Source organism: Kitasatospora sp. NBC_01560 (assembly GCF_045208415.1).
In the GTDB taxonomy this organism is placed as follows: Bacteria; Actinomycetota; Actinomycetes; order Streptomycetales; family Streptomycetaceae; genus Kitasatospora.
The window spans coordinates 5,866,405-5,889,871 of the sequence record NZ_CP109364.1 but is presented as its reverse complement, the minus strand read 5'-3'; the positions used below and the strand labels follow the sequence as shown (position 1 = coordinate 5,889,871).

At 70.9% G+C, this 23,467-nt stretch carries 18 protein-coding genes; 8 read left to right on the top strand and 10 right to left on the bottom strand.

Going from position 1 to position 23,467, the window contains the following annotated elements:
- The first annotated feature begins 26 nt into the window (after positions 1-26).
- Entirely contained in the window at positions 27-998 is a 972-nt protein-coding gene (locus OH807_RS25735; protein WP_406202978.1) for a diacylglycerol/lipid kinase family protein, read from the top strand.
- 370 nt (positions 999-1,368) lie between these two features.
- Positions 1,369-1,620, top strand: coding sequence for a WhiB family transcriptional regulator (locus tag OH807_RS25730; protein WP_014138019.1), 252 nt, complete (start codon positions 1,369-1,371; stop codon positions 1,618-1,620).
- A gap of 457 nt (positions 1,621-2,077) precedes the next feature.
- Here the strand turns inward: OH807_RS25730 and OH807_RS25725 are convergent, their stop codons facing one another.
- The 7 genes from OH807_RS25725 to OH807_RS25695 all read right to left on the bottom strand — a co-directional run bounded on the left by OH807_RS25725 (position 2,078) and on the right by OH807_RS25695 (position 12,009).
- The gene (locus OH807_RS25725) at positions 2,078-3,589 is read right to left on the bottom strand and encodes a sensor histidine kinase (RefSeq protein WP_406211175.1); all 1,512 of its coding nucleotides are present in this window, start codon (positions 3,587-3,589) and stop codon (positions 2,078-2,080) included.
- A 473-nt stretch (positions 3,590-4,062) separates the two neighbouring features.
- Positions 4,063-5,121 carry an SIS domain-containing protein gene (locus OH807_RS25720; protein ID WP_406202975.1) on the bottom strand — a complete coding sequence of 353 codons (1,059 nt, stop codon included), beginning with the start codon at positions 5,119-5,121 and terminating at the stop codon, positions 4,063-4,065.
- Between the two features lie 323 nt (positions 5,122-5,444).
- Positions 5,445-6,725, bottom strand: coding sequence for an extracellular solute-binding protein (locus tag OH807_RS25715; RefSeq protein WP_406202973.1), 1,281 nt, complete (start codon positions 6,723-6,725; stop codon positions 5,445-5,447).
- 496 nt (positions 6,726-7,221) lie between these two features.
- Complete coding sequence (locus OH807_RS25710) at positions 7,222-8,775, bottom strand: glycoside hydrolase family 3 protein (protein WP_406202971.1); 1,554 nt, start codon at positions 8,773-8,775, stop codon at positions 7,222-7,224.
- 6 nt (positions 8,776-8,781) lie between these two features.
- On the bottom strand, positions 8,782-9,612 hold the full coding sequence (locus tag OH807_RS25705; RefSeq protein WP_406202969.1) for a carbohydrate ABC transporter permease: 831 nt from the start codon (positions 9,610-9,612) through the stop codon (positions 8,782-8,784).
- The gene (locus OH807_RS25700) at positions 9,609-10,634 is read right to left on the bottom strand and encodes a carbohydrate ABC transporter permease (RefSeq protein WP_406202967.1); all 1,026 of its coding nucleotides are present in this window, start codon (positions 10,632-10,634) and stop codon (positions 9,609-9,611) included. The genes OH807_RS25705 and OH807_RS25700 overlap by 4 nt, the downstream gene beginning before the upstream one ends.
- Positions 10,635-10,725: 91 nt before the next feature.
- The gene (locus tag OH807_RS25695; RefSeq protein WP_406202965.1) at positions 10,726-12,009 is read right to left on the bottom strand and encodes an extracellular solute-binding protein; all 1,284 of its coding nucleotides are present in this window, start codon (positions 12,007-12,009) and stop codon (positions 10,726-10,728) included.
- A gap of 336 nt (positions 12,010-12,345) precedes the next feature.
- Between OH807_RS25695 and OH807_RS25690 the strand changes: the two genes are divergently transcribed.
- The 4 genes from OH807_RS25690 (at position 12,346) to OH807_RS25675 (ending at position 16,344) form a co-directional block, all read left to right on the top strand.
- Positions 12,346-13,137: a GntR family transcriptional regulator gene (locus OH807_RS25690; RefSeq protein ID WP_406202963.1), complete on the top strand. Its 792-nt coding sequence runs from the start codon at positions 12,346-12,348 to the stop codon at positions 13,135-13,137.
- A 356-nt stretch (positions 13,138-13,493) separates the two neighbouring features.
- Entirely contained in the window at positions 13,494-13,757 is a 264-nt protein-coding gene (locus OH807_RS25685) for a DUF3311 domain-containing protein (RefSeq protein ID WP_406202961.1), read from the top strand.
- Entirely contained in the window at positions 13,754-15,367 is a 1,614-nt protein-coding gene (mctP, locus tag OH807_RS25680; protein WP_406202959.1) for a monocarboxylate uptake permease MctP, read from the top strand. Before OH807_RS25685 ends, mctP begins: the two co-directional genes overlap by 4 nt.
- A gap of 155 nt (positions 15,368-15,522) precedes the next feature.
- Positions 15,523-16,344 (top strand): histidine phosphatase family protein, encoded by an 822-nt coding sequence (locus OH807_RS25675; protein WP_406202957.1) that lies wholly within the window; start codon positions 15,523-15,525, stop codon positions 16,342-16,344.
- A 101-nt stretch (positions 16,345-16,445) separates the two neighbouring features.
- Here the strand turns inward: OH807_RS25675 and OH807_RS25670 are convergent, their stop codons facing one another.
- Positions 16,446-17,402: a helix-turn-helix domain-containing protein gene (locus OH807_RS25670; protein WP_406211174.1), complete on the bottom strand. Its 957-nt coding sequence runs from the start codon at positions 17,400-17,402 to the stop codon at positions 16,446-16,448.
- Positions 17,403-17,895: 493 nt separating this feature from the next.
- Here OH807_RS25670 and OH807_RS25665 point away from each other — a divergent pair, with 493 nt between their 5' ends.
- Both OH807_RS25665 and OH807_RS25660 read left to right on the top strand, forming a co-directional pair.
- Complete coding sequence (locus OH807_RS25665; protein WP_406202955.1) at positions 17,896-18,390, top strand: GNAT family N-acetyltransferase; 495 nt, start codon at positions 17,896-17,898, stop codon at positions 18,388-18,390.
- Between the two features lie 137 nt (positions 18,391-18,527).
- Positions 18,528-20,744: an acyltransferase family protein gene (locus OH807_RS25660; protein ID WP_406202953.1), complete on the top strand. Its 2,217-nt coding sequence runs from the start codon at positions 18,528-18,530 to the stop codon at positions 20,742-20,744.
- On the opposite strand, the gene OH807_RS25655 is transcribed toward OH807_RS25660, so the two are convergent.
- Together OH807_RS25655 and OH807_RS25650 are read right to left on the bottom strand one after the other, a co-directional pair.
- Positions 20,714-21,955, bottom strand: a complete 1,242-nt coding sequence (locus tag OH807_RS25655) for a glycoside hydrolase family 113 (RefSeq protein WP_406202951.1) — start codon at positions 21,953-21,955, stop codon at positions 20,714-20,716. The genes OH807_RS25660 and OH807_RS25655 overlap by 31 nt on opposite strands.
- Positions 21,956-22,006: 51 nt before the next feature.
- On the bottom strand, positions 22,007-23,458 hold the full coding sequence (locus OH807_RS25650) for a glycosyltransferase family 2 protein (RefSeq protein ID WP_406202949.1): 1,452 nt from the start codon (positions 23,456-23,458) through the stop codon (positions 22,007-22,009).
- Positions 23,459-23,467 lie beyond the last annotated feature (9 nt).

Here is a 23,467-nt window from a genome sequence, read left to right as displayed (position 1 = left end):
TCCGTACCGACCCGTAGGCTGAGCACATGCGCGCTCTCCTGGTCGTCAACCCGAAGGCGACCACCACCAGTGGCCGCACCAGGGATGTCCTGATCCACGCCCTGCGCAGCGACCTCAAGCTGGAGGTCGCCCAGACGGAGTACCGCGGCCACGCACGCGACCTGGCCCGCGAGGCGACGGAGGACGGCACGGTCGACCTCGTGGTGGCCCTGGGCGGCGACGGCACGGTCAACGAGGTGGTCAACGGCCTGCTGGCGCACGGCCCGGGCGAGAAGGTCCCCCGGCTGGCCGTGGTGCCCGGTGGTTCGACCAATGTCTTCGCCCGCGCACTGGGCCTGCCCAACGACCCCGTGGAGGCCACCGGGGTCCTGCTGGACGCCCTGGAGCACCGCCGGGAGCGGCCGATCGGCCTGGGCAAGGCGATGACCGAGGGGCTGCCGGACCGCTGGTTCACCTTCACGGCCGGCCTGGGCTTCGACGCCGGCGTGGTCGGCCGGGTGGAGGAGCAGCGGCGGGCGGGGCGCAAGTCCACCCACGCGCTCTACATCGGGCAGGCACTCCGGCACTACGTCACCCAGCGTGAGCAGCGTCGATCCGGCCCCGTCACCCTGCAACTGCCCGGCCGCGAACCGGTGCCGGGCCTGGTGCTGGCCATAGTCAGCAACACGTCCCCGTGGACCTTCCTGGGCAACCGCCCGGTCTACCCCTCGCCGCTCGCCTCCTTCGAAACGGACCTCGACGTCTTCGGCATCACCCGGATGACAGCGTTCGGCACTGCTCGAACGGTCCGTCAGATCCTGCGGTCGCACAGCCCTTCGAGCGATGGCAGCACGCCTCCGGGCCCTTCCGGCAAGCACGTCGTCACCTACCACGACGCCCGGCACTTCACCTTGGTTTCACAGGAACCGACCCCGTTCCAGGTGGACGGGGACCACCTTGGAGACAGGAGTCGCGTCAGTTTCACAGGCGTACGGCGGGCACTGCGTGTGATTGTGTGACCGGAAGGGGGGTTCACCCTTCTTCTCGAACGCACAAGCCCCCTTCACTCCATAGAAGTACTGGCTGTGAGCTAGGCGACACCGAAGAATCAAAAATTCCTCCCTGAAGGGGGTTGTATCCGGGCCCGAGGTTTGCGAACCTCTACATGGCGATCGGGACACATCGCAGCGACGGCAACCTCAGACACCTGAAGGACGCCGACCGCGGAGTGTCCCTCGAATCGCCGAATCCCTCCCCAGCACAGACCACCCGGGCCCGTCGGGCCTTTGGTCTCTTTTGCTGTTGCGGGATTCGTGAAAGCGTTCACATTCACAAGCCATCGATTATGCCGATCGGGTGACCCCCGCCGGCAGGAGGAGTTGGACGACCATGGACTGGCGCCACCGCGCTGTCTGCCGCGAAGAGGACCCGGAGCTTTTCTTCCCGATCGGGAACACCGGTCCTGCTCTGCTGCAGATCGAGGAAGCCAAGGCCGTGTGCCGCCGCTGTCCGGTCATGGAGCAGTGCCTGCAGTGGGCGCTCGAGACCGGCCAGGATGCCGGCGTCTGGGGCGGTATGAGCGAGGACGAGCGTCGCGCGATGAAGCGCCGCGCAGCCCGCAACCGCGCCCGCACCGCCTGATCACACGCCGTAGTACCAGCAGTGACCGCAGTGCCGATCAACACATGATCAAGGGCTTCCCTGCTTTTCCTGGTGAAGCCTTCCGCACAAAGGACCTTGCTCGACACGGTCCTGCGACACCGAGCCGCCCAGGCACTTGATACTGTTCACAGAGAGCAATATTGTGGACTTGAGGCGCTCACCGTGTGCAACGCATCGGTGAGGTGTCGTACCACCCAGAGCCCCCGTTCCGGCCGACTCCCCCCGACGGCCGGAACGGGTTGAGAGGCCCTGTCGACCCACCCCCCCCGGTCGACAGGGCCTCGTTTCTGTTTCTGCCGCCGGTTGCCCCGGCCTCCGCGCGCCGTGGTGCGGGAGCGCACGCCCGGCTCCCCCGCCCGGCACGCGCCCCCACCGCGCCACCGCACACCAGGACGGCCCGGCAGCACCGGGGCCCCGGCGCCTCAGCAGCAGCACCTCAGCGCACCGGGATCTCCAGGATCACCTTGGTGCCGCCGTTCGGGCCGGCCACCATGTCGAAGGTGCCGCCGAGCTCACCGGTGGCCAGCGTGCGGACGATCTGCAGCCCGAGGTTGCCCGCCTGCTGCGGGTCGAACCCCTCCGGCATGCCCTTGCCGTCGTCCTGCACCGTGATCAGCAGGTACTCCTCCGGCCGGGCCCCGCCGTTCCAGCTGTCCGACCAGCCCATGCCGGTGGCCGGCGCCCGGCCGCGCAGCGCCGAGACCTCCAGGTTGCCGGAGGCGGTCGGACCGAAGGCGTGCTCCAGGGCGTTCTGCAGCAGCTCGGTCAGCACCATCGACAGCGGGGTGGCCACCTCGGCGGAGAGGATGCCGAAGCTGCCGGTGCGCCGGGTCGCCACCCGGCCGTCCTGGGACAGCTCCATCACCATCGCCAGCACCCGGTCGGCGATCTCGTCGAAGGCGACCTGCTCGTCCAGCGCCTGCGAGAGCGTCTCGTGCACGATCGCGATCGAGCCGACCCGGCGGACCGCCTCGTCCAGCGCGGCCCGGCCGGCGTCGGAGTCCATCCGGCGGGACTGCAGCCGCAGCAGCGCGGCCACCGTCTGGAGGTTGTTCTTCACCCGGTGGTGGATCTCCCGGATGGTGGCGTCCTTGGTCATCAGTTCCCGGTCGCGGCGCCGGAGTTCGGTGACGTCGCGGCAGAGCACCAGGGATCCGGTCAGGGTGCCCTTGGGCTTGAGCGGGATGGCCCGCAGAGTCACCACACCACCCTGCACCTCCACCTCGGTCTGCCGGGGTGCCCAGCCGCTCGCCAGCTTCACCAGGGCCTCGTGCACGGCCGCGCGCGAGGGCGGGACCAGCTCGGCGGTGGCGCGGCCGAGGTGGCTGCCGACCAGGTCGGTGGTGAGACCGAGGCGGTGGTAGGCGGAGAGTGCGTTGGGGCTGGCGTAGGTGACGATGCCGTCGGCGTCCACCCGGATCAGGCCGTCGCCGACCCGGGGGGCCGCGTCCATGTCGGTCTGCTCGACGCCCGGGTAGGGGAAGGTCCCGGCGGCGATCATCTGGGCCAGGTCGGAGGCGCTCTGCAGGTAGGTGAGCTCCAGCCGGCTGGGGGTGCGGACGGTCAGCAGATTGGTGTTGCGGGCGATCACCCCGAGCACCTTGCCCTCGCGCCGCACCGGGATCGACTCGACCCGGACCGGCACCTCCTCGCGCCACTCCGGATCGCCCTCGCGCACGATCCGGCCCTCGTCGAAGGCCGCATCCAGCAGCGGACGGCGGCCGCGCGGGACGAGGTGGCCGACCATGTCGTCCTGGTACGAGGTGGGGCCGGTGTTGGGCCGCATCTGGGCCACCGAGACGTACCGGATGCCGTCCCAGGTGGGGATCCACAGGACCAGGTCGGCGAAGGAGAGGTCGGAGAGCAGCTGCCACTCCGAGACCAGCATGTGGAGCCACTCCACATCGGCACCGGTCAGGGTGGTGTGGCGGCGGACGAGTTCGTTCAGCGAGGGCACAGGGCGAGCGTAGCTCCAGGCCGCCCCGACCGGCCTGCCGCACCCGCCCGCGCCGCCCTCCCCATGTTGTCCAGACCAATTTTCGGGGAGCCCTGGACAAGCAAGATTGGTCTAGTCCACAATGAAAGGGCACCAAGGAGAGACCCCCCGCGCAACTGCCCTGACCGCGCGAGGTCGCTCCTCGGTCGGACGCCACCGAACGAGGACCCCGCACAGTTCTCGATCGAACACGGCGCCCGACGACAGCTCCGGGCTGCGGTGCCGCATGGGTTGAGGGTCCCGTGTCGGCGCCGTGGCCCGTAGTGTTTTCCGTCCCCGCGGCAGTGCCCGCCGACAGCTCCGGGCTGCGGATCCGCCCGGGCGTACCGGTGCACCGAAGCCTTTCTCCGCCGCTCACACGACGAACCCCCGTCCACAGCCTGTGGACGGGGGTTCTCGTGCGCCGTGCCGGGCGCGGGGCGGGGTCAGTGGGTCTCGGTGACCTTCGCCAGGGCACGCGGGGCGTCCGGGTCCTGGCCGCGGGCGATGGTGACCTCGTAGGCCAGCTGCTGGAGCGGCAGGATCTCCAGGATGGTCTGGACCTCCTCGGGCACCCCGGCCGGCAGCGCGAAGCCCGCCGAGGCGGCGTCCACCTGCGCCTGCTGGCCGATCACCATGAGGTCCGCACCGCGGCCGCGCAGCCGGTCCAGGACGGGCTGCAGGGCCTCGCCGCCCTTGCCGTCCGGGACGATCGCGATGACCGGGGAGACGTTGTCCACCATGGCCAGCGGGCCGTGCAGCAGGTCGGCGCCGGAGAACGGGGAGGCCGGGATGTAGGTGGTCTCCATCAGCTTCAGCGCCGCCTCGCGGGCGGTCGGGTAGCCGTAGCCGCGCGAGGTGATGACCAGGCGCTGGGCGAAGCGGTAGCGCTCGGCCAGGGCCTTCACCTCGGCCTGGCGGGACAGGATGCCGGCGGCCAGCGACGGCAGCTCCTTGGCGGCCGCGCCGTCACCCCCGCGCAGGCCCTCGACCAGCAGGTAGAGCGCCAGCAGCTCGGCGGTGTAGGTCTTGGTGGCGGGCAGCGCCTTCTCCGGGCCGGCCAGCACGTCGATGTGGAACTCGGAGACCTCGGCCAGCGGCGACGCGGCGTTGTTGGTGACCGCCAGGGTGATGGCACCGGCCTCGCGGGCGGCCTTGGTGGAGGCCACCAGGTCCGGCGAGCCGCCGGACTGGCTGACGGTGATCACCAGCACGTCGGTGAGGTCCGGCTTGGCACCGTAGGCCGTGGTGGTCGACATGGAGGTCAGACCGGCCGGCTTGCCGAGCAGGATCTCGATCAGGTACTTGGCGTAGAGCGCCGCGTTGTCGGACGTGCCGCGCGCGGTGAGCAGGACGAAGCGCGGGTTGCGGGCGGCGATCTGGGCAGCGATCTCGAAGATCTTCGGGGCACCCTCGTCGAGGATGCGCTGGAGGACGGCCGGCTGCTCGGCCATCTCCGCCGCCATGATCCGGCCGGGGACGGGGACAGTCTGCGTGTCGGACATCTGGATGTGCCTCCGATGAGATGGTTCGACCCCACGCGGGCGGGGATGCCCGGCGGGGACCTCTACGGCGGCGAGTCCGCACACTCGCTGCGGTGATTCCTGCGGCAATCCTACGGGGCCGTCCCGCGGGCGCACATTCGAGAGCCCCTCCCGGAACACCGGAAGGGGCTCCGGGAGGGGGCCGGCGGCGTGGCTCCCGGCCCGGGAACGGCCGCGTGCACGCCGCGGGACGGCCACGTGACGACCGGGGACGGCCGCACGGACGCCGCACGGACGCCGCGGGGCGCCGCACGACGGCCGTGCGGCGCCCGCGGGCCCCGGGGTCAGCCCGCCTTGTTGATCAGCTGGTCGATCGCCGCGTCCGCGTCCTTGGCCGCCTGGTCGACCGGCTTGTTGTTCTTGAGGATCGCGGTGAGCATGTCCGGCAGGATCTTCTGCTTCTCGATCGCGCCCCAGCCCGGTGCCAGCGGCGTGAACCAGGCGTCCGGCACCGCGTTGGCCGCGGCGGCCGTGGCCGGCTTGCTCTTCAGCGGGTTCAGCTGGGTCAGGTTGTTCGGCAGGATGTCCTTGTCGGCCAGCGCCTGCTGCGACTTGGTGCTGGTGAACATCCGGATCCAGTCCGCCGCCGGTGCGGCCGACTGCGACTTGGCGGTCACGGCGAGGTCGGAGCCGCCGATGAAGGTCGGCAGCGGCTTGCCGCCCGGGCCGGGCATGGTGGCCACCTTGACGGCGTCCTTGAGGCTCGGGTCCCCGGTGACCGGCGCGGTGACGCTGGCCGCCTCGTAGCCGTTGCCGTAGAAGGCACCGGCGTGCCCGCGGGCCATCGCCTCGTACTGGTTGAGCTCGTTCACCGCGAGGTCGCCCTTGTTGTACTTGCGCACCAGGTCGACGAAGTGGCTGAGGCCCTGCTGCGACTTCGGGTCGCTGAGGGTGCCGTGCCAGTTGCCGCTGCTGTCGAAGCGGGCGATGGAGCCGCCGTACGCGGAGACGTAGCTCATCGCGGCGTACCAGTACGGGCCGGGCAGGTAGAGCGAGGAGTAGGACTTGTCGGCCTTGTTCTTGTCGGCCACCTTGTCCAGGGCCACGCGCAGGTCGTCCTCGGTCTTGGGGAAGTCCGCGCTGCCGGTGGCCGCCTGGAAGGCCGCCGAGTTGTAGATGGCCACCCGGGCGCCGGCGTAGTACGGCACGCACCAGAGCTTGTCCTGGTAGGTGCAGGTGTTGGCGAGCGCCTTGATCCAGCTGTCGGAGTTGTCGAAGCTGCTGCGCTCGACCGGGGCCAGCGCGCCGGACAGCACGTACTTCATGGTCTCGGTGTTGCCGAGCTCCACCACGTCGGGGGCGTTGCCCTCGGCGAGCGCCTTGTCCAGCTTGGTGACCTTGTCGGCCCAGCCCTGGTAGGAGAGCTTGAGGGTGACGTTCGGGTACTTGGCGGCGAAGTCGTCGTTGACCCGCTGGACGAGGTCGGGCCAGTTCTTCTGGGCGTCCTCCATCAGCCAGACCGTGACCGTCCCGCTCGCCGCCTTCGGGTCCGCCGAGCCGCCCTTGCCGTCCGCCGACGGTGAGCCGCCCGAGGAACAGGCCGTCAGTCCGGCGGCGAGCGCCATGGTTCCGATTGTCGCGATGAGCTGACGCTTCTTCACGCCATCCTCCGAGGGTGCTAGAGCCTGGGTGCCCGCCGGCAGCGTGCTGGCACCCGTCGGGGAGTGGGCTCCGGGAAGGGGCGGCGAAGTGCTTAGGGAAGGGCCAATACCACATCCGGTGAGGTTGAAGTTCGAACCGGATTGACTGGAGCCTGGCCTAGACCACTGATGGTGTCAACGCCAAATGGCCGGTCAGCAAGGGACGTTGCAGACCTGTTGTACCGCGTGGCGATCAGTCGTGGCGTCATTACCCTAAGTAGAACTTAAGGCTGGCTTAAGGCCGATTTGAGAGAGCACCGTCAGGCGGTGATTCCGCAGGTCAACGCGGGGGTGACGACGCGAAAAACGGAGCGGGCCCGCCATGCGACATGCGCATGACGGGCCCGCTCTCGGATGCCTTCCCGGCAACCTGGGTGACGCTCCGGCAGGGGGTGTCCCCCGGCCCGGGGTCGGGGAGGGATCAGCCGACTGCTCCCGGCTGACCGGTGAGCACCTCGACGGCCGCCAGCCCGCAGACCCGGGCGGCACCGTGGGTGGCGATGTGCAGCGCGCCGACCGGCTGGGACTGCGGCAGGCCCATCTCGACCACCGCGGCGTCCGGCCGGGCCGCCACCAGGCGGGCCAGCGTGGCCGACATCCACTCGTGGCGGTGGGCGTCCCGGACCACCAGCACCAGGCGGCGGCCCTCCGCGCCGGCCAGCACCTCGGCCAGCAGCGCGTCCAGCTGCTCCGGCGCGGCGTCCTGCGGGCCCACCTCGCGGGTGCGGGTGCCGGGGAACCGGTCGGCCAGCATGCCGGCCACGCCCCACGGCGTGACGTCGCCGACGGCGATGTTGGGCTCGTCCGAGAACGAGGCCACGTACGGGCGCTCCGTCACCGGCAGCACCTCGCGGCCCGGTGCCCGGACGACGCGCAGCGCCCGGCGGGCGGCACGCAGGCCGACCGCGAGGTCCGGCTCCGGGCGCTCGCCCTGGGCCGCGATCCGGCCCCAGCTGCCGAGTGCGCGCACCCGGGCGGCGGCGTCGGCGAGCCGCTCCTCGGCCAGCTTGCCGGACTGCACGCCCGCCACGATGGCGTCGCGCAGCATCAGCACGGTCTCCTCGTCGGCCAGGCCGCCGCCGACGCAGATGGCGTCCGCGCCGGCCGCGAGGGCCAGCACGGTGCCGTCGCCCATGCCGAAGGTGTCGGCGATGGCGCCCATCTCGATCGCGTCGCTGACGATCAGGCCCTCGTAGCCGAGGCCGCCGTCGGCGGGCTTGGCCCGCAGCAGGTCGCGCAGCACCAGCGGGCTGAGCGTGGCCGGCAGCTTCGGGTCGAGCGCCGGGATCATGATGTGGGCCGTCATCACGGCCTTGGTCCCGGCGGCGATGGCCGCCTGGAACGGGATCAGGTCGCGGGCGCGGAGCACGTCCAGGTCGACGTCGATCACCGGCAGGCCGTGGTGCGAGTCCACCGCGGTGTCGCCGTGCCCGGGGAAGTGCTTCGAGCAGGCGGCCACGCCGGCCGACTGCAGGCCCTCCACCCAGGCCGCGGTGTGCCGGGCGCACAGCTCCGGGTCGGCGCCGAACGAGCGGACGCCGATCACCGGGTTGCGCGGGTTGGAGTTGACGTCCGCGGTGGGCGCCCAGTTGTAGTTGACGCCGGCGGCGGCCAGCGCCCGGCCGAGCTCGCGGGCGACGTCGCGGGTCAGCGCCGGGTCGTCGATCGCGCCGAGGGCGAAGTTGCCCGGCCAGGAGGAGCCGGAGCCGGCCTCCAGGCGGGTGACGTCGCCGCTCTCCTCGTCGATCGCGATGAGCAGGTCCGGGTTCTCCTCGCGCAGCGCCTTGGTGAGCGCGGCGAGCTGCTCCAGGTCGGCGACGTTGCGGTCGAACAGCGCGACCGAGCCGAGCCCGCCGGCCAGGTGGCGGCGCACCCACTCCGGCGGCTCGGTGCCGACGAAGCCGGGCTGGAGGACGGTCAGCGCGTCACGGTGCAGCTGGTCGCTGCCAGGCAGGGTGGGAATGAGGATGCTCACGTGGGGTCAGCCCTTCACGGCGCCGTCGGTCAGTCCGCCCACGGCCTTGCGCTGCAGGAAGACGAAGAGGATCAGGATCGGGACCGAGAAGAGGGTGGAAGCGGCCATGGTGGCGCCCCAGTCGGTGCCGAAGTTGGTCTGGAACGAGGAGAGCCAGAGCGGCAGGGTCTGGAACTCGTCCTTCTTGTTCAGGATGTTCACCAGCGGGAACTCGTTCCACGCGGTGATGAACCCGAACAGCGAGGTCGACATCAGACCGGGCGCGAGCAGCGGGAAGATCACCTTCATGAACGCCTGGGTGCGGGTGCAGCCGTCCACCATGGCCGATTCCTCCAGCTCCTTCGGCACCGCGGCGATGAAGCCGCGCAGCGTCCAGATCGTGAAGGGCAGCATCATCATCAGGTAGAGCGCGGTGAGCGGGACCAGGCTGTTCAGCATGTCCATGTCGCGAACCAGCAGGTAGGCCGCGATGATCATGACCTCCCAGGGGGCCATCTGCGCGGCCATCACGACCAGGACGAAGCCCTTTCGGCCGCGGAAGCGCATCCGCGCGATGGCGAAGGAGGCCAGCGTGGCGATCACCAGCGAGCCGATCACCGCACCGATGGTGACGATCAGGCTGTTGGTGACGTACGTCCAGAAGTGCGGGGCGTCGACGGCCTTCTGGAAGTGCTCCAGGGTCGCGTCCAGCGGCACGAAGACCGGCGTCCGGCTGATGATGTCCTTGTTCTGCTTGAAGGCAGTCGCGAACATCCAGTAGACCGGGAAGATGAAGAAGACGAGAAGGACGAGCGCGATCACGTTCGGCCAGGCACGTCCGATGAGCGAGCGCCTCACAGCTCGTCCTCCTGCTTCAGAATGATGCGGAAGTAGTACGCCATCAGCGCAGTCAGCATCAGGATGGTGAGCACCGCGATCGCGGACCCGACGCCGAAGCGCTGCGAGCCGAAGCCCTCCAGGAAGGCGTGCACCGGCAGGGTCCGGGTGAGCCCGTCGGGGCCGCCCTTGTTGATCAGGTAGACCTGCGTGAAGGCCTTGAAGATCCAGATGACCTCGAGGAAGGTCGTGGCGAGGAAGAACGGCTTCATGATCGGGTAGATCACCGCGCCGAAGATCTTGAAGGAGCCGGCGCCGTCCATCCGGGCCGCCTCGTACAGCTCCTTCGGGATGGTCGTCAGACCGGCGTACATGTTGAACGCCACGAACGGGACCGAACCCCAGACCATCAGCAGGACGATCACGAAGAAGGTCGAGTACTGGCCCTCGGTCCAGTTGAAGTGGACCATGCCGTGCCAGCCCAGCCGGTCCAGCAGCCAGTTGACGACGCCGAAGTTCTGGTCGAACAGCCACTGGTAGACGGTGGTCGCGGCGACGACCGGCATCGCCCAGGCCAGGATCAGCGCGATCGACAGCGCGAGCCGCATCCGCTTGCCGAGCCGGTTGAGCAGCAGGCCGACCAGCGTGCCGAAGACCATCGTCAGCACGACGTTGACCACGGTGAAGACGACCGTACGACCGGTGACCGACCAGAACTCGGCGTTGCCCAGCTGGTCGGAGTAGTTCTCGAAGCCGTTCCACTCGGTCAGGTGCTGGATGAACTGGCGCTTGTTGAGGTTCTGGAACGAGACCACGACGGTCTTCAACAACGGCCAGCCGAGCAGGACCACGGTCGCCGCGATGGCCGGCAGCAGCAGCAGGTAGGGCGTGAGGCCTGCGCCGCCGGCGCGCGGCCGGCCCGGTCTGCCGCTCTTCTTCGGGGTGCTTCCGGCGACGAGGAGGTCGCCCTTCTCGGTACTGGCCACAACAGCCTTCCCTGACTCCGGGGACTGTGTCTGCACCCGCTCCGAATGCACAGCCATCGTTCTCTCTTCCTGACAACCTGACCAACGACGGGTAGGCGTCGCCCACCGGCCCCCCGCCGGGGGCCGGTGAGCGACGCCGCTCAGCTGCTTACTGCTTCTGGTTGAGACGCTTCGCGATCTCGTCGTCGGCCTTCTTGGCCGCAGCGGCGTAGTCGCCGGTCAGCGCGCCGGTCAGGAACTCCTTGACCGGGTTCGGCTCGTTCTCCACGTTCACCCAGGTCGGGGTGTTCGGGGTGATCGCACCGACGGCGGCGGCCGGCTGGGCGGCCTTCGCGAAGTCACCGGCGACCTGGCCGTTCAGCGAGGCCTTGTTCGGGATGTTGCCCGAAGCGGCGACCAGACCCTCGTTCTTGTCGTTCAGGGCGATCTTCAGGAAGTCCTTCGCCATGTCGGAGTTCTTGCTCGCCTGGGCGATGGCCAGGTTCGAGCCACCGAGGAAGACGGCGGAGGGCTTGTCGGCGGTCTTGCCCGGGAGCGGGAAGAAGCCGATCTTGTCCTTCGGCAGGGCCTTCTCGTCCGGGAGCTCCCAGCCGAGGCCGATCATGGTGCCGATGTCACCGTGACCGAAGACGTCCTTCTGCTGCGGGGTGGCCTCGTCCTTGTCCTTCGGACCGGTGGTCGAGTAGCTCTGGAGCTTCTTGTAGGTCTCGAAGGCCTTCTGGCCCTCGGGGGAGGACAGGCCGCCGACCCACTTGTCGCCGTCCTTCTTGGCGATCTTGCCACCCTCGCTGGTGAGGAGACCGAAGTAGACGTACCACTCCTGGCCCGGCATGTAGATCGCGTCCGCGACGCCCGCGGTCGTCTTCAGCTTGTCGAGGTCGCCGTAGAACTCGTCGAGGGTCTTCGGGGCGGCGGTGATGCCGGCCTTGGTCCAGAGGTCCTTGTTGTAGGCGACGACGCGGTTGCTGACCCACCACGGAGCGGCGTACTGCTTGCCGTCCAGGATCGCGGACTCGTTCTGGTTGGCGGCCCAGTCGGCACCGCCGAGGGCAGCCTTGTCCTTGGTGATGTCGAGCAGACCACCGGTGGCCGCGTAACCCGCGGTCTGGGTGTTGCCGACCTCGAGGACGTCGACCGAGCCCTCGGACAGCGCGGCGGTGACCTTCGCGCCGATGCCGCCCCACTTCTGGATCTGGAAGTCGACCTTGGAGCCCGGGTAGGCGGTCTCGAAGTCGGCCTTGACGGTGTCCGTCCAGCCCTTCGGGGCGGAGCCGTCCATCAGCCACACGGTCAGGGTCTTGCCGCTGTAGTTCTTCGCCGCACTGGTGTTCGAGGAACCGCTGTCGCCGCCCGACTTGGCATCCGAACCACAAGCCGCCACACCGACGACCATTGCTGCGACGCCGACCGCCGCGATGAGCTGACGCTTCACGCCATCCTCCTGAGGGATGCCTGAGTTACCACCGTCGGGTGGCAGCGGCAGACCCGCACAAAGCGGGAGGAAAGGTGCCGCGGACGCCTTCGAACGGGTGGGGGGATTCATAGTTACCGATCTAGTGGTGTAGACCAGATGCCTGGAGCTTGGCCTAGACCAATGGGCCTGTCAACGGCTGTTCAAGCGATCCGGACCACCCGTTATCAAGCCGACACCGCACATCGTTCATCGCGTGATGAGGTATTCGTTCCGTAGCCATACATGCAACGATGTGAGTTGTTAACGATGCGGCGCGGCACCCAAGGCCCGCGCGAGAAGCGGGAGACAGGTCCGATGAGCAGCGACGGGGGCAGCACGGCCCAGGTCAACGACCCCCAGGTGAAGAACCTCCCCACGCAGGCCGGCGCGGACCCGACCGCACGGGTGCCGAAGTACTACGGCCTCAAGCGCCACCTGCTCCAGCTCACCGAGACCCAGCCCGCCGGTACCCCCGTACCGCCCGAAAGGGCACTCGCCGCCCAGTTCGACACCTCGCGCACCACCGTCCGCCAGGCCCTCCAGGAACTGGTGGTCGAAGGGCGGCTGGAGCGCATCCAGGGCAAGGGCACCTTCGTGGCCAAGCCCAAGGTCGCCCAGGCCCTCCAGCTCACCTCCTACACCGAGGACATGCGCGCCCAGGGCCTGGAGCCCACCTCCCGGCTGATCGAGATCGGCTACATCACCGCCGACGACCGGCTCGCCCCGCTGCTGGACATCAAGCCGGGCGGCCGGGTGCTGCGGATCGAGCGCCTCCGGCTGGCCAACGGGGACCCGATGGCGATCGAGGTGGCCCACCTCTCCGCCAAGCGCTTCCCCGCCCTGCGCCGCAACCTCGCCAAGCACAACTCCCTGTACACGGCCCTGCGCGAGGTGTACGGCGTCACCGTGGCCGAGGCCGAGGAGACCATCGAGACCACCCTCGCCACCCCGCGCGAGGCCGGCCTGCTCGGCTCCGACCTCGGCCTGCCGATGCTCCAGCTCGCCCGGCACTCCTTCGACGCCGAGGGCGACCCGGTCGAGTGGGTGCGCTCGATCTACCGCGGGGACCGGTACAAGTTCATCACCCGCCTGAAGCGCCCCGAGTAGGCCCCGGCCGCTCCCCCGCCACCCCCGGGCACCGGCGCACCCCCGTGCGCGCCGGTGCCCGTTGCGTACCCGGGCCGCGGGGGGCGTGGCCCGGCGTGCGGCCCACCGCCCGGGCGCTCGGGACCCCGGGTCGGCGCGCAGGCGTCCGGATAGCGGAAAGTTCGGCCGTTTCCGGTGACACGGATCACGCCATGCTCTAGATTTCGCAGCCGTATTGACTGCCGATCACCAGTGGTGCTGCTCGGCGGGCCACGGGGGGTTGTGCGGCCCCGCGGGGCTGCGGCGCCGACCGGGTGAGCCCTCCTCCGGAGCGGAGCCGAACCATGTCGTCAGATACCGGTACCACCGAAGCTGTCATGCCCGAGCCACCCGGCACACCGCCGGCGGTCACGCCGGAACGCGTGCTGGCCGCGCTCGCCCTGCTCGTGCCGATCGTCGCGATGCTCTGGGTGTCCTCGTACGACAAGACCGCCCCCGACGTGGGCGGGGTGCCCTTCTTCTACTGGTACCAGCTGCTCTGGGTGCCGGTCTCGGCCGTCTTCACGGTCGCCGCGTACCTGCTGATCACCCGGGACGAGAAGGCCCGCAAGGCCGCACGGAAGGCGGGTGGCGCGCGATGAGCGGCATCAATGTCACGGCCCTCACGGTCTTCGTCCTCTTCTTCGCCCTCGTCACCGTGATGGGCTTCCTGGCCTCGCGCTGGCGCAAGCCCGACAACGCGCAGCACCTGGACGAGTGGGGCCTGGGCGGCCGCAGCTTCGGGACGTGGGTCACCTGGTTCCTGCTCGGCGGCGACCTCTACACCGCCTACACCTTCGTGGCCGTCCCGGCCGCGGTGTACGCGACCGGCGGGGCCGGCTTCTTCGCGGTGCCGTACACGATCATCGCCTACCCGCTGGTGTTCCTCTTCCTGCCCCGGCTCTGGTCGGTCTCCCGGGTGCACGGCTACGTCACCCCGGCGGACTTCGTGCGCGGGCGGTACGGCTCCAAGCCGCTCTCGCTGGTGGTCGCGCTGACCGGGATCCTGGCGACCATGCCGTACATCGCGCTCCAGCTGGTCGGCATCCAGGCGGTGCTGGACGTGCTGGGCGTCGGCGGCGGCGAGAACGCCAACTGGTTCGTCAAGGACCTGCCGCTGTTCATCGCCTTCGGCGTGCTGGCCGCGTACACCTACTCCTCCGGGCTGCGGGCGCCGGCACTGATCGCGTTCGTCAAGGACACCCTGATCTACATCGTGATCATCGTCGCGGTGATCTACATCCCGATGCGGCTCGGCGGCTACGGCCACATCTTCGACGCCGTCGGCGAGAAGTTCAGCGCCCCCAAGGCGACCGGCTCGCTGACCGTGCCGGAGAACAAGCAGTGGACGTACGCCACGCTGGCGCTCGGCTCGGCGATGGCGCTGTTCATGTACCCGCACTCGGTGACCGGCGTGCTGGCCTCGAAGTCCCGCAGGACGGTGCGCCGCAACATGGCGATCATGCCCGCGTACTCGCTGATGCTGGGCCTGCTGGCGCTGCTCGGCTTCATGGCGATCGCGGCCGGCATCGGCAAGGGCGACAAGAAGTTCAACGCCCAGCTCTCGGTGCCGCAGCTGTTCGAGAACATGTTCCCGGACTGGTTCACCGGCGTGGCCTTCGCCGCCATCGGGATCGGCGCGCTGGTGCCGGCCGCGATCATGTCGATCGCGGCGGCCAACCTGTTCACCCGCAACGTCTACAAGGACTTCCTCAAGCCGACCGCCACCCCGGCCGACGAGACCCGGGTCGCCAAGATCGCCTCGCTGCTGGTGAAGGTCGGCGCGCTGGCCTTCGTGCTCACCATGGACAAGCAGGCGGCGATCAACCTGCAGCTGCTCGGCGGCCTGTGGATCCTGCAGACCTTCGTCTCCATCGTCGGCGGCCTGTTCACCCGCTGGTTCCACCACTGGGCGCTGTTCGCCGGCTGGGCGGTCGGCATGATCTACGGCACCTGGGAGGCGTACGACATCGCCAGCCCCGCCACCAAGCACTTCGGCGGCAACGCGGCCGAGATCCCCGGCATCGGCGAGCTGGGCTACATCGGGCTGACCGCCTTCGTGCTCAACCTGGTGGTCTCGGTGGTGCTCACGCTGGTGCTCAGGGCCGCCAAGGCGCCGGAGAACCCGGACGAGACCCGGCCCGGCGACTACAGCGCCGAAACCGGCGACGAAGAGCTGAAGAACGCGCCGGAGCCCGTGGCGGCGCACTGATTGCCCCCGCGCGCGCCCTGTGATCGCGCCGTCCCCTCCGTGAACACTGGAGGAGACGGCGCGATCATATGTATGAACGGCCGTACACCGGGCACCACCGGGTCGGTCGCCGGCCGGCGACCGACCCACGGATCGACCCACGGGGAGCAGCGGCGATGGCAGAACTCGGCACCACGCTCAACGGCCAGCACCAGTCCACCCACGCGCCGGGCGCACCGCAGGCGCCCGCGGGGGCCACGGCCGCCCCCGCAGCACCCGCCGCGGCCCCCGTGACCGGGACCAGGCTGCCGTCCGTCCTGATCGCCACCCGGCACGGCGAGTCCACCGCCAACGTGGAGTTCCAGCTCGCCGAGGCGGCCGGAGCGCTGAGCGTCCCGATCAGCTGCCGGGACGCCGACATCCCGCTCTCCCTGCACGGCCGGCAGCAGGCCCAGTCGCTCGGCCACTGGTGGGCCGGCCTGCCCAGCGCCGACCGGCCGCGCAGCGTCTGGTGCTCGCCGTACGTCCGGACCGCCGAGACCGCCCGGATCGCGCTCGCCCAGGCCGCCGGGCTGGGCGCGGTGCCGGTCTCCCTGCCGGTCCGCTACGACGAGCGGCTGCGCGACCGCGAGCTCGGCGTGCTGGAGATGCTGCCCAAGGCCGCCATCGAGGCCAAGCACCCGGAGGAGGCCGCCAGACGGCGCAAGATGGGCGAGCTGTACTACCGGCCGCCGGGCGGCGAGTCCTGGGCGGACGTGGCGCTGCGGGTGCGCAGCCTGCTCCGCGACCTCGGCGAGGAGGAGGCCGGCCGGCCCGTGCTGCTGGTCGCGCACGACTGCACGGTGCTGATGCTCCGCTACGCGCTGGACCGGCTCACCGAGGCGCAGCTGACCGCGCTGGAGCCGGTCCGCAACTGCTCCACCAGCCTCTGGCGGGCCGAGGGCGGGCGGCTGCGCCCGGCGCACTGGAACGAGACCGGGCACCTGGCCGCGGGCTGAGGCCGGCCCCGCCCGCGGGCCCGGTGCGGGCGGGTGCGCCCCGCCGAGGCCCCCGCGGTGCGGCCCGTCGAGGCCCGGCTGCGGCCCGGCTGCGGCCCGCTTCAGCTCGCGAGCGGCTCGGCGAAGCAGCGGCGGTAGGCCAGCGGCGTCGTCCCGAGCCGGCGGCCGAAGTGGTGCCGCAGGGTGGCCGCGTTGCCGAAGCCGCACCGGGCGGCGATCGCGTCCACCGGCTCGGCGGTGGACTCCAGCAGCCGCTGGGCCAGCAGCAGCCGCTGCCCGATCAGCCAGCGGTGCGGGGTGGTACCGGTCTCCTGCTGGAACCGGCGGGCGAAGGTGCGCGGCGACATGTGGGCCCGGGCCGCCAACTGCTCGACGGTGCACTCCTGGTCCAGGTGGTGCCGCATCCAGTCCAGCAGCGGGGCGAGCGAGTCGCCGTCCCCCTCCGGCAGCGGGCGGGCGACGAACTGCGCCTGACCGCCCTCCCGGTGCGGGGCCACCACCATCCGGCGGGCGATCGCCCGGGCCACCTCCGCGCCCTGCACCTTGCGGACCAGGTGCAGGCAGGCGTCGATGCCGGCCGCCGTGCCGGCCGAGGTGATCACCGGGTCGTCGTCCACGTAGAGCACGTCCGGCTCGACGGTGGTCCTCGGGAACCACGCCGCCAACCGGTCGGTGTAGCGCCAGTGCGTGGTGGAGCGGCGGCCGTCCAGCAGCCCGGCGGCGCCGAGCACGAAGGCGCCGCTACAGATGGAGAGCACCCGGGCGCCGCCTTCGACGGCCGCCCGGACGGCCTCCACCACCGGCGCGGGGTACTCCTCGCGCACGCCGACGGCCGTGACCACCACGAGGTCGGCCCCGGCGAGGCGCTCCGGGCCGTACGGCACGTCGACCGCGAAGCCGGCGTGCGTGCGGTGCGGCCCCGGGCGGGCACCGGCCAGCGCGAAGTCGTACGTGGGCAGGCCCTCCTCGCTCCGGTCCAGGCCGAACACCTCGCAGGCCACCCCGAGTTCGAAGGGGTGGACCTCCTCCAGCACCACCGCGACCACGTTCTTGAGCATGCCGCCCAGCATGCCCGGGAAGCGGCCGACGGGGAAGAGCCGGGGTGGCAGGATTTCGAGGCAATCGGTCATTCCTGCCACTCGTGGCCGTCGACCGGCGCCGCGAGAGTGGAGCCATGGACTCCGACACACTCGCAAGCGCACTCGCCCTCGCCGGGGTCGTCGGCGGTTTCGGCCTGCTCGGCACCCTGGTCGGGCGTGACGTGGCCCGCGGGGCCGCCAACGGCCGCGACAACTGGCACCGGCCCGGCGGTTACCCCGTCGACCCCGCCCTGCCGGACCGGCTGCTCGGCACCATGCCCGCCGCCTCGCTCCTCCCGTCCGCCGACCCGGCCACCGCACCGCGGCCCGCCTCCGACCGGCCCGCCTCCGACCGCGGCGCCGCCGTCCGTCCCACGCCCCGGCCCGCCGTCGCCCGGCCCGCCGAACCGCAGCCCGCCGGACCGCAGCCCCCGGCGCCCACCGCCGGCGCGGGCTCCGGCAGACTGGCCGGATGGACATCGTCATCCGCCCCGCGCTCGAAGCGGACCTCGAAGCCGCCGGCCGCATCACCGTCGAGGCCTTCGTCGGCGACGGCCACACCTCGCCCACGAGCGACTACGTCGGCCTCCTGCGCGACACCGCCCGCCGGGCCCGGGAGGCCGAGCTCCTCGTCGCGGTCGACGCGACCGACGGACGGGTCCTCGGCTGCGTGACCTTCGCCGTGGGCGGGACGGAGTGGGCCGACATCGCCTCACCGCAGGAGGGCGAGATCCGGATGCTGGCCACCGCCACGGCCGCCCGCGGCCGCGGGGTCGGCGAGGCCCTGGTCCGCGCCACCGTGGCCCGCAGCCGCGAACTGGGCCTGGCCGGGATGGCCTTCTCCACCCGCCCCGAAATGAAGGCCGCCCACCGCATCTACGACCGGGTCGGCTTCCACCGGACCCCCGGGCGCGACTGGTCCCCGGTCCCGGGGGTGGACCTGCTGGTGTACACCGTGGCCTTCTGACGCCCGGTCCGCTCCGACCCACCGCCGGTGCCCGCCCTGGTCAGAGCGCCCGACGGACGATCAAAGCAGGTCTTTTGATATAAACCTCTGATCGAGACACGTCGTGGTTTGCCCATCGATTCGGGGAGTTGCACCTCATGTACGACGGGCCAAGCCTCGGCGCGCCCTCCACGGCGGGCGGCCCCACGCTGCAGGACATGCGGGAGGCCCGGGGCATCCCCGCCCCGCGCGGCAGCCGGTACGCCATCCCCGCCGAACCGCCCGAACCCCGCCGACCGGTACCGCCGTCGGTGCGCTTCCAGGCGGTGGACGGACTGCGCGGCCTGGCCATCGCGTCCGTCCTGCTCTACCACACCAACTGGTTCCAGAACGGCCTGTTCGGCGTGGACGCCTTCTTCGTCCTCTCCGGCTTCCTCGTCACCCTCGTCCTGATCCGCGAGCTGGACCGCACCGACGGGATCGCCCTCGGCGTCTTCTACCGGCGCCGGGCCAAGCGGCTGCTGCCCGGTCTGCTGGCCACCGTCGTACTGGTGGTCCTGCTGTCCGCCCTGGTCAGCCCGCTCAAGGACGTCCGGGAGCTGAAGCCGCAGGCACTGGCCGCGCTGGCCCAGATCGCCAACTGGGCCCAGCTGGAGCGCGGTGACGCCTACTGGCAGCACTTCGCCGGGATCGACCCGCTGGCCGCGATGTGGTCACTCAGCATCACCGAGCAGTTCTACGTGGTCTGGCCGCTGCTGCTGCTGGTCATCTACGCCGCCTGCCGCCGCTCGCTGACCGCGGCCGGCGTGGTGACCGGCGTGCTGTTCGCCGCCGCGGCCGCCGTGGCCCCGCTGATGTGGAACGGCTCCAACAGCGACCGCCTCTACCTCGGCACCGAGTCCCGCGCGGTCGGCTTCGCGGCCGGCGCCGCCGCGGCCTTCGTGGTGTACCTGCGGCTGCGCCGCAAGGCCCAGGACGCCGGGGACACCGGCTCGCGCTCCGAGCGGCGCACGCAGGCGAAGTCCGGGCCGGCCGGCACGGTGCTGCTCACCGCACTCGGCACCGTCGCCCTGGGCGGCCTGGTCTGGGCCAGTCTCAGCGTCGACAACTACCACGAGCCCTGGCTCTACCAGGGGGGCCTGGCCGGCGTCGCGCTGCTGTCGGCCGTCCTCGCCGCCTCGCTCTGCCACGACCGGGGCCCGCTGGTGCGGGTGCTGTCGCTGGCCCCGCTGCGGCTCACCGGCACCATCTCGTACAGCCTCTACCTGCTGCACCTGCCGGTCTACTGGATGCTCCAGCGCTTCGTCGACGACATCTCCCCGGGGCTGCTGCTGGCGATCGGCGCGCCGGTCTCCTGGGTGCTGGCCTGGCTCCTGCACACCGCGACCGAGCGGGTGCGGGTGATGCGCTGGCGGCCGTTCCCGACCATCCCGCTGCTCGCCGCCGCCGCGCTGACGGCCACGGCCGGCGCCTGGTACCTGCCGGCCTGGGTCGAGCACGACATGCGCTCCGGCGCGGACGCCAAGCCGCTGGTGCTCGCGCTCGGCGACTCCTTCTCGGAGGACCTCGCCACCGGCCTGTACCGGCACGGCGACGACTTCCGGGTGGTCGACGGCGGGATCAGCGGCTGCGGCGTGTTCGGCTCGGAGAAGGTCCGCGGCACCTCCCAGGTGGAGTTCGAGACCTCGGACGACTGCCGGGACCGCACCGCGCTGTGGAGCAGGCAGCTGGACACCTCCGGCGCCCGCGCGGTCGTCCTGCACCTCGGCTGGGACGCCGCCGAGCAGTACCTGGACGGCAGCTGGCTCAACCCGTGCGACGACGACTACCGCACCCACTACACCGCCGAGCTCGGCCGGGCCGTGGACCTCGTCCGCGAGCGCGGGCACGGCGCCCGGGTGCTGCTGATGAACGAGCGGGTGCAGAACGGCGCGATCAGCAAGACCTGGGGCACGTGCTACAACCAGCAGATCAACGACTTCGTGAAGGCCTCCGGGGGCTCCGTCCAGCTGCTCGACCTGAACGCCTTCTACTGCCCCGGCGGCACCTGCACCTGGAAGGACCGGGACGGCCACCTGGTCTCCCCCGCCACCGACGGCGTGCACCTGACGCCGGCCGGCATGCGGCTGGTGACGCCGTGGCTGGAGAAGCAGATCACCGAGGCCCTGGCGGCCCCCCAGCCGGCGCCGCAGCCCACGCCGACCGCCACCGCCGTGCCGCCGGCCGACCCGCCGGTGCCGACGGAGCAGCCGACCACGGCGGCGCCGAGCAGCCCCACCTCCTCCCCCAGCCGCAGGCCGACCACCGCCCCGACCCGCAAGGCCACCACGACCCCCCGGCCGAGTCAGCCGGCCGGGGCCCCCGCGGCCGGCTGAGCCGGCGGGGCGGCCGGGGCCGCGGGCACCTCGTAGGTCTGCGCGAAACAGCCGCGGATCGCCTGCTCGGAGGCCGGACGCCCCGCGAAGTCCATCCGCGGGGTGTCCTGGTTGGTCGGCAGGGTCGGGTCGATGCCGAAGTAGAGCGACCAGAAGTAGACCCCGGCCAGCTTCCGCTCCTGCGCCACCTGGCAGACCGCGGTGAACCAGGCGGCCTGCACGGGCTCGTTGAGCTCGCGCTTGGTGTAGAAGTCACCGGGCGCCTTGTAGGCGCCCTTCTGCGCCGGGATGCCCACCTCGGTCAGCTTGGTGGTGGGCTGCGGGCCCTTGCCGCGCTTGTCCAGCCAGCCGTTCCAGCTGGCCGCGAGGTCGGCCACCGAGGCGTCGTCCCCGGCCTGCTTGGCCGGGAAGTAGGCGTCCACACCGGTCTGCTCGGTCGGCACCGGGATCGCGCCCCGGTACCAGTTGTCCCAGTTGGCGTCGTACACCAGCTCGCCGTGGAAGGTCTTCTTCGCCTGGTCCAGCAGCCCGGCCCACTGCGGGGCGCTCTCCAGCGAGTTGAACTCCGTCCCGATGGTGAACTCGGTCGCGCCGTGCTCCTGGGCGGTCTTCAGGTACGGCGTCAGGAAGGTCGTGTAGCTGGCGAACCAGGCGTCCTTGTCGGCCGGGGCGATGGTGCCCCGCCAGCCGTCCTTGGACGCCGTCTTGAGCGACTCCTCGTCCAGGATCGGGCGGACGGTGGTGCGCAGGCCGGCCCGGTGCGCAGCGTCCAGCAGCAGCGCGAGCCGCTCCGGGGTGGGCGTGGTCGGCCGGGCCGCGACCGCACTGGACCTGCTGCCCACGGTGTAGAACGGGAACGAGACCGAGAGCGCGTTGGCGTTCAGGCCGACCACGTAGTCGACGATCCGGTCGGCCTTGCCCTGGACGAAGTTCTCCGGGTCCGCCGGGTCGTCCAGCCAGTAGACCTGGACGCCCCACTCGGGGCTGCCCTTCGCCCACGGGCGGGCCACCTTGGGGCCGGTGTCCTCGGCCGGCGGCGCGTCCTTGCCGAAGCCCCAGACCCGGCCCTGCTCGTTGGCCGTCCCGGCCCAGTGCACCTCGGTCGGCCGCCGGTGGTCGAACTTGATCGGGTGGTCGCCCCAGATGATCGGGACTCCCACGGTGATGCCGAGCACGGCGGTCGGCAGGATGAAGATGACGAAGCGTTTCATAGTCCTGGCAGCAGTTCCTGGCAGCTGTTCCGCCGCCGGTCAGGCCGGCGGTCAGGCCGGCTTGGCGATGACGACGAACTTGTTCTCCTCGCGGCGGACGAACTTGATCAGCCCCCGCAGACCGCCCCAGCCCTCCAGGAAGGAGAACAGCGGGATGGCCGCGACCACCACGATCGGCTCCCACCACTTGCGGCGGTGGTTGGCCGAGCCCACCACGTTGAGCCGCAGGCCCTCCCAGTACGTCCAGATGACGTAGGCGAAGTTGATCGACCAGAGCAGCACCACGGACTGGGTCACCGGCGAGGTGTTCATCGTCCCGGTGAACCAGGCCACCAGCAGCACCAGTCCGACGTGCTGGAGCGGGCCGAGCACCCAGCTGACCATGCCCATCCCGATGAACAGCCGGAACCGCAGCGGGATGGTCTTGTTGAAGCAGAGCGCCACCAGGCCCCAGGCCCAGCGCTCACGCTGCTTGAGGAAGTCCTGCACCCCGGCCGGCGAGGCGCCGTAGCAGCGGCCGTTGAACCAGTCGCTGCGGCCCGGGTAGCGCAGGCAGAAGTTCAGCGCCATCTGGGCGTCCTCGACGATGGTCTTCGGCCCGAAGTCCCAGCCGATGGTGGCCTCCACCGAGGAGCGCACCAGCAGCAGTTCGCCGTGCACCCCGGCGATCGGCGTGCCGGTGCCGGTCATCGCGCGGAACCGGGCGATGTCGTCGGCCGGGCGGATCGCGTCGGCGAGCCAGGTGAAGGTGGAGACGGCGTTCTCGCGCGGGTAGGTCAGGATGCCCTGCGCCATGTGCTTGGCGTCGTCCCCGGCGCGGCGCTGCCGGTTGATGAACTGGGCCACCGCTGCGGCGGTGTCCGGCCCGACGCCGGTGTCGTCGTCCATGTGCAGCACCCAGACGTCGTCCTCGGCCTCGCCCTCCTCGATCCGCAGCTCGTGCGAGTAGTGGTTGGCGCGGGCCTTGAACTTGGTGCCGTTGGGCGTCTCGTACGCCTTCGGCACGGTCACCACCCGGATCAGCGGGTGCTGGGCGGCCAGGTCGTCGATCTTCTCGCCGGCCGCGCAGCCCTCCTCGGTGAGGATGTCCACCCGCATCCACGGGAAGTACGCCGGCAGGTGCTCGACGTACGAGAGCACCGAGCGCTCCAGCGCGGGGTAGGTGTCGTGCCGGCCGATGGTCGGCACCAGCACGATCAGGTAGTCGTCCTCGGCCGGGGACGGCGGCGTCATCCGGTCGACCTGGCGCAGCCGGCGGCGGACCATCAGCACGCCCTGGAAGCCGATCAGCACGCCGAACACCGGCATGCCCCAGAGGATCGTGATCGCCCAGCCGAGCGGGGTCGGGTTGGGGACGTAGGCCCAGATCGAGAAGGAGAAGATGACCAGGAAGGAGACGTAGAACGGGGAGACCCGGGGCTTCCACGACATCTGCCGGTCGGCGAGCCGGGCCGCCTCGCGGGACGTGGTCAGGACCGTCCGCACGGGCGTCGCTGATGTCATGGTGAAAGC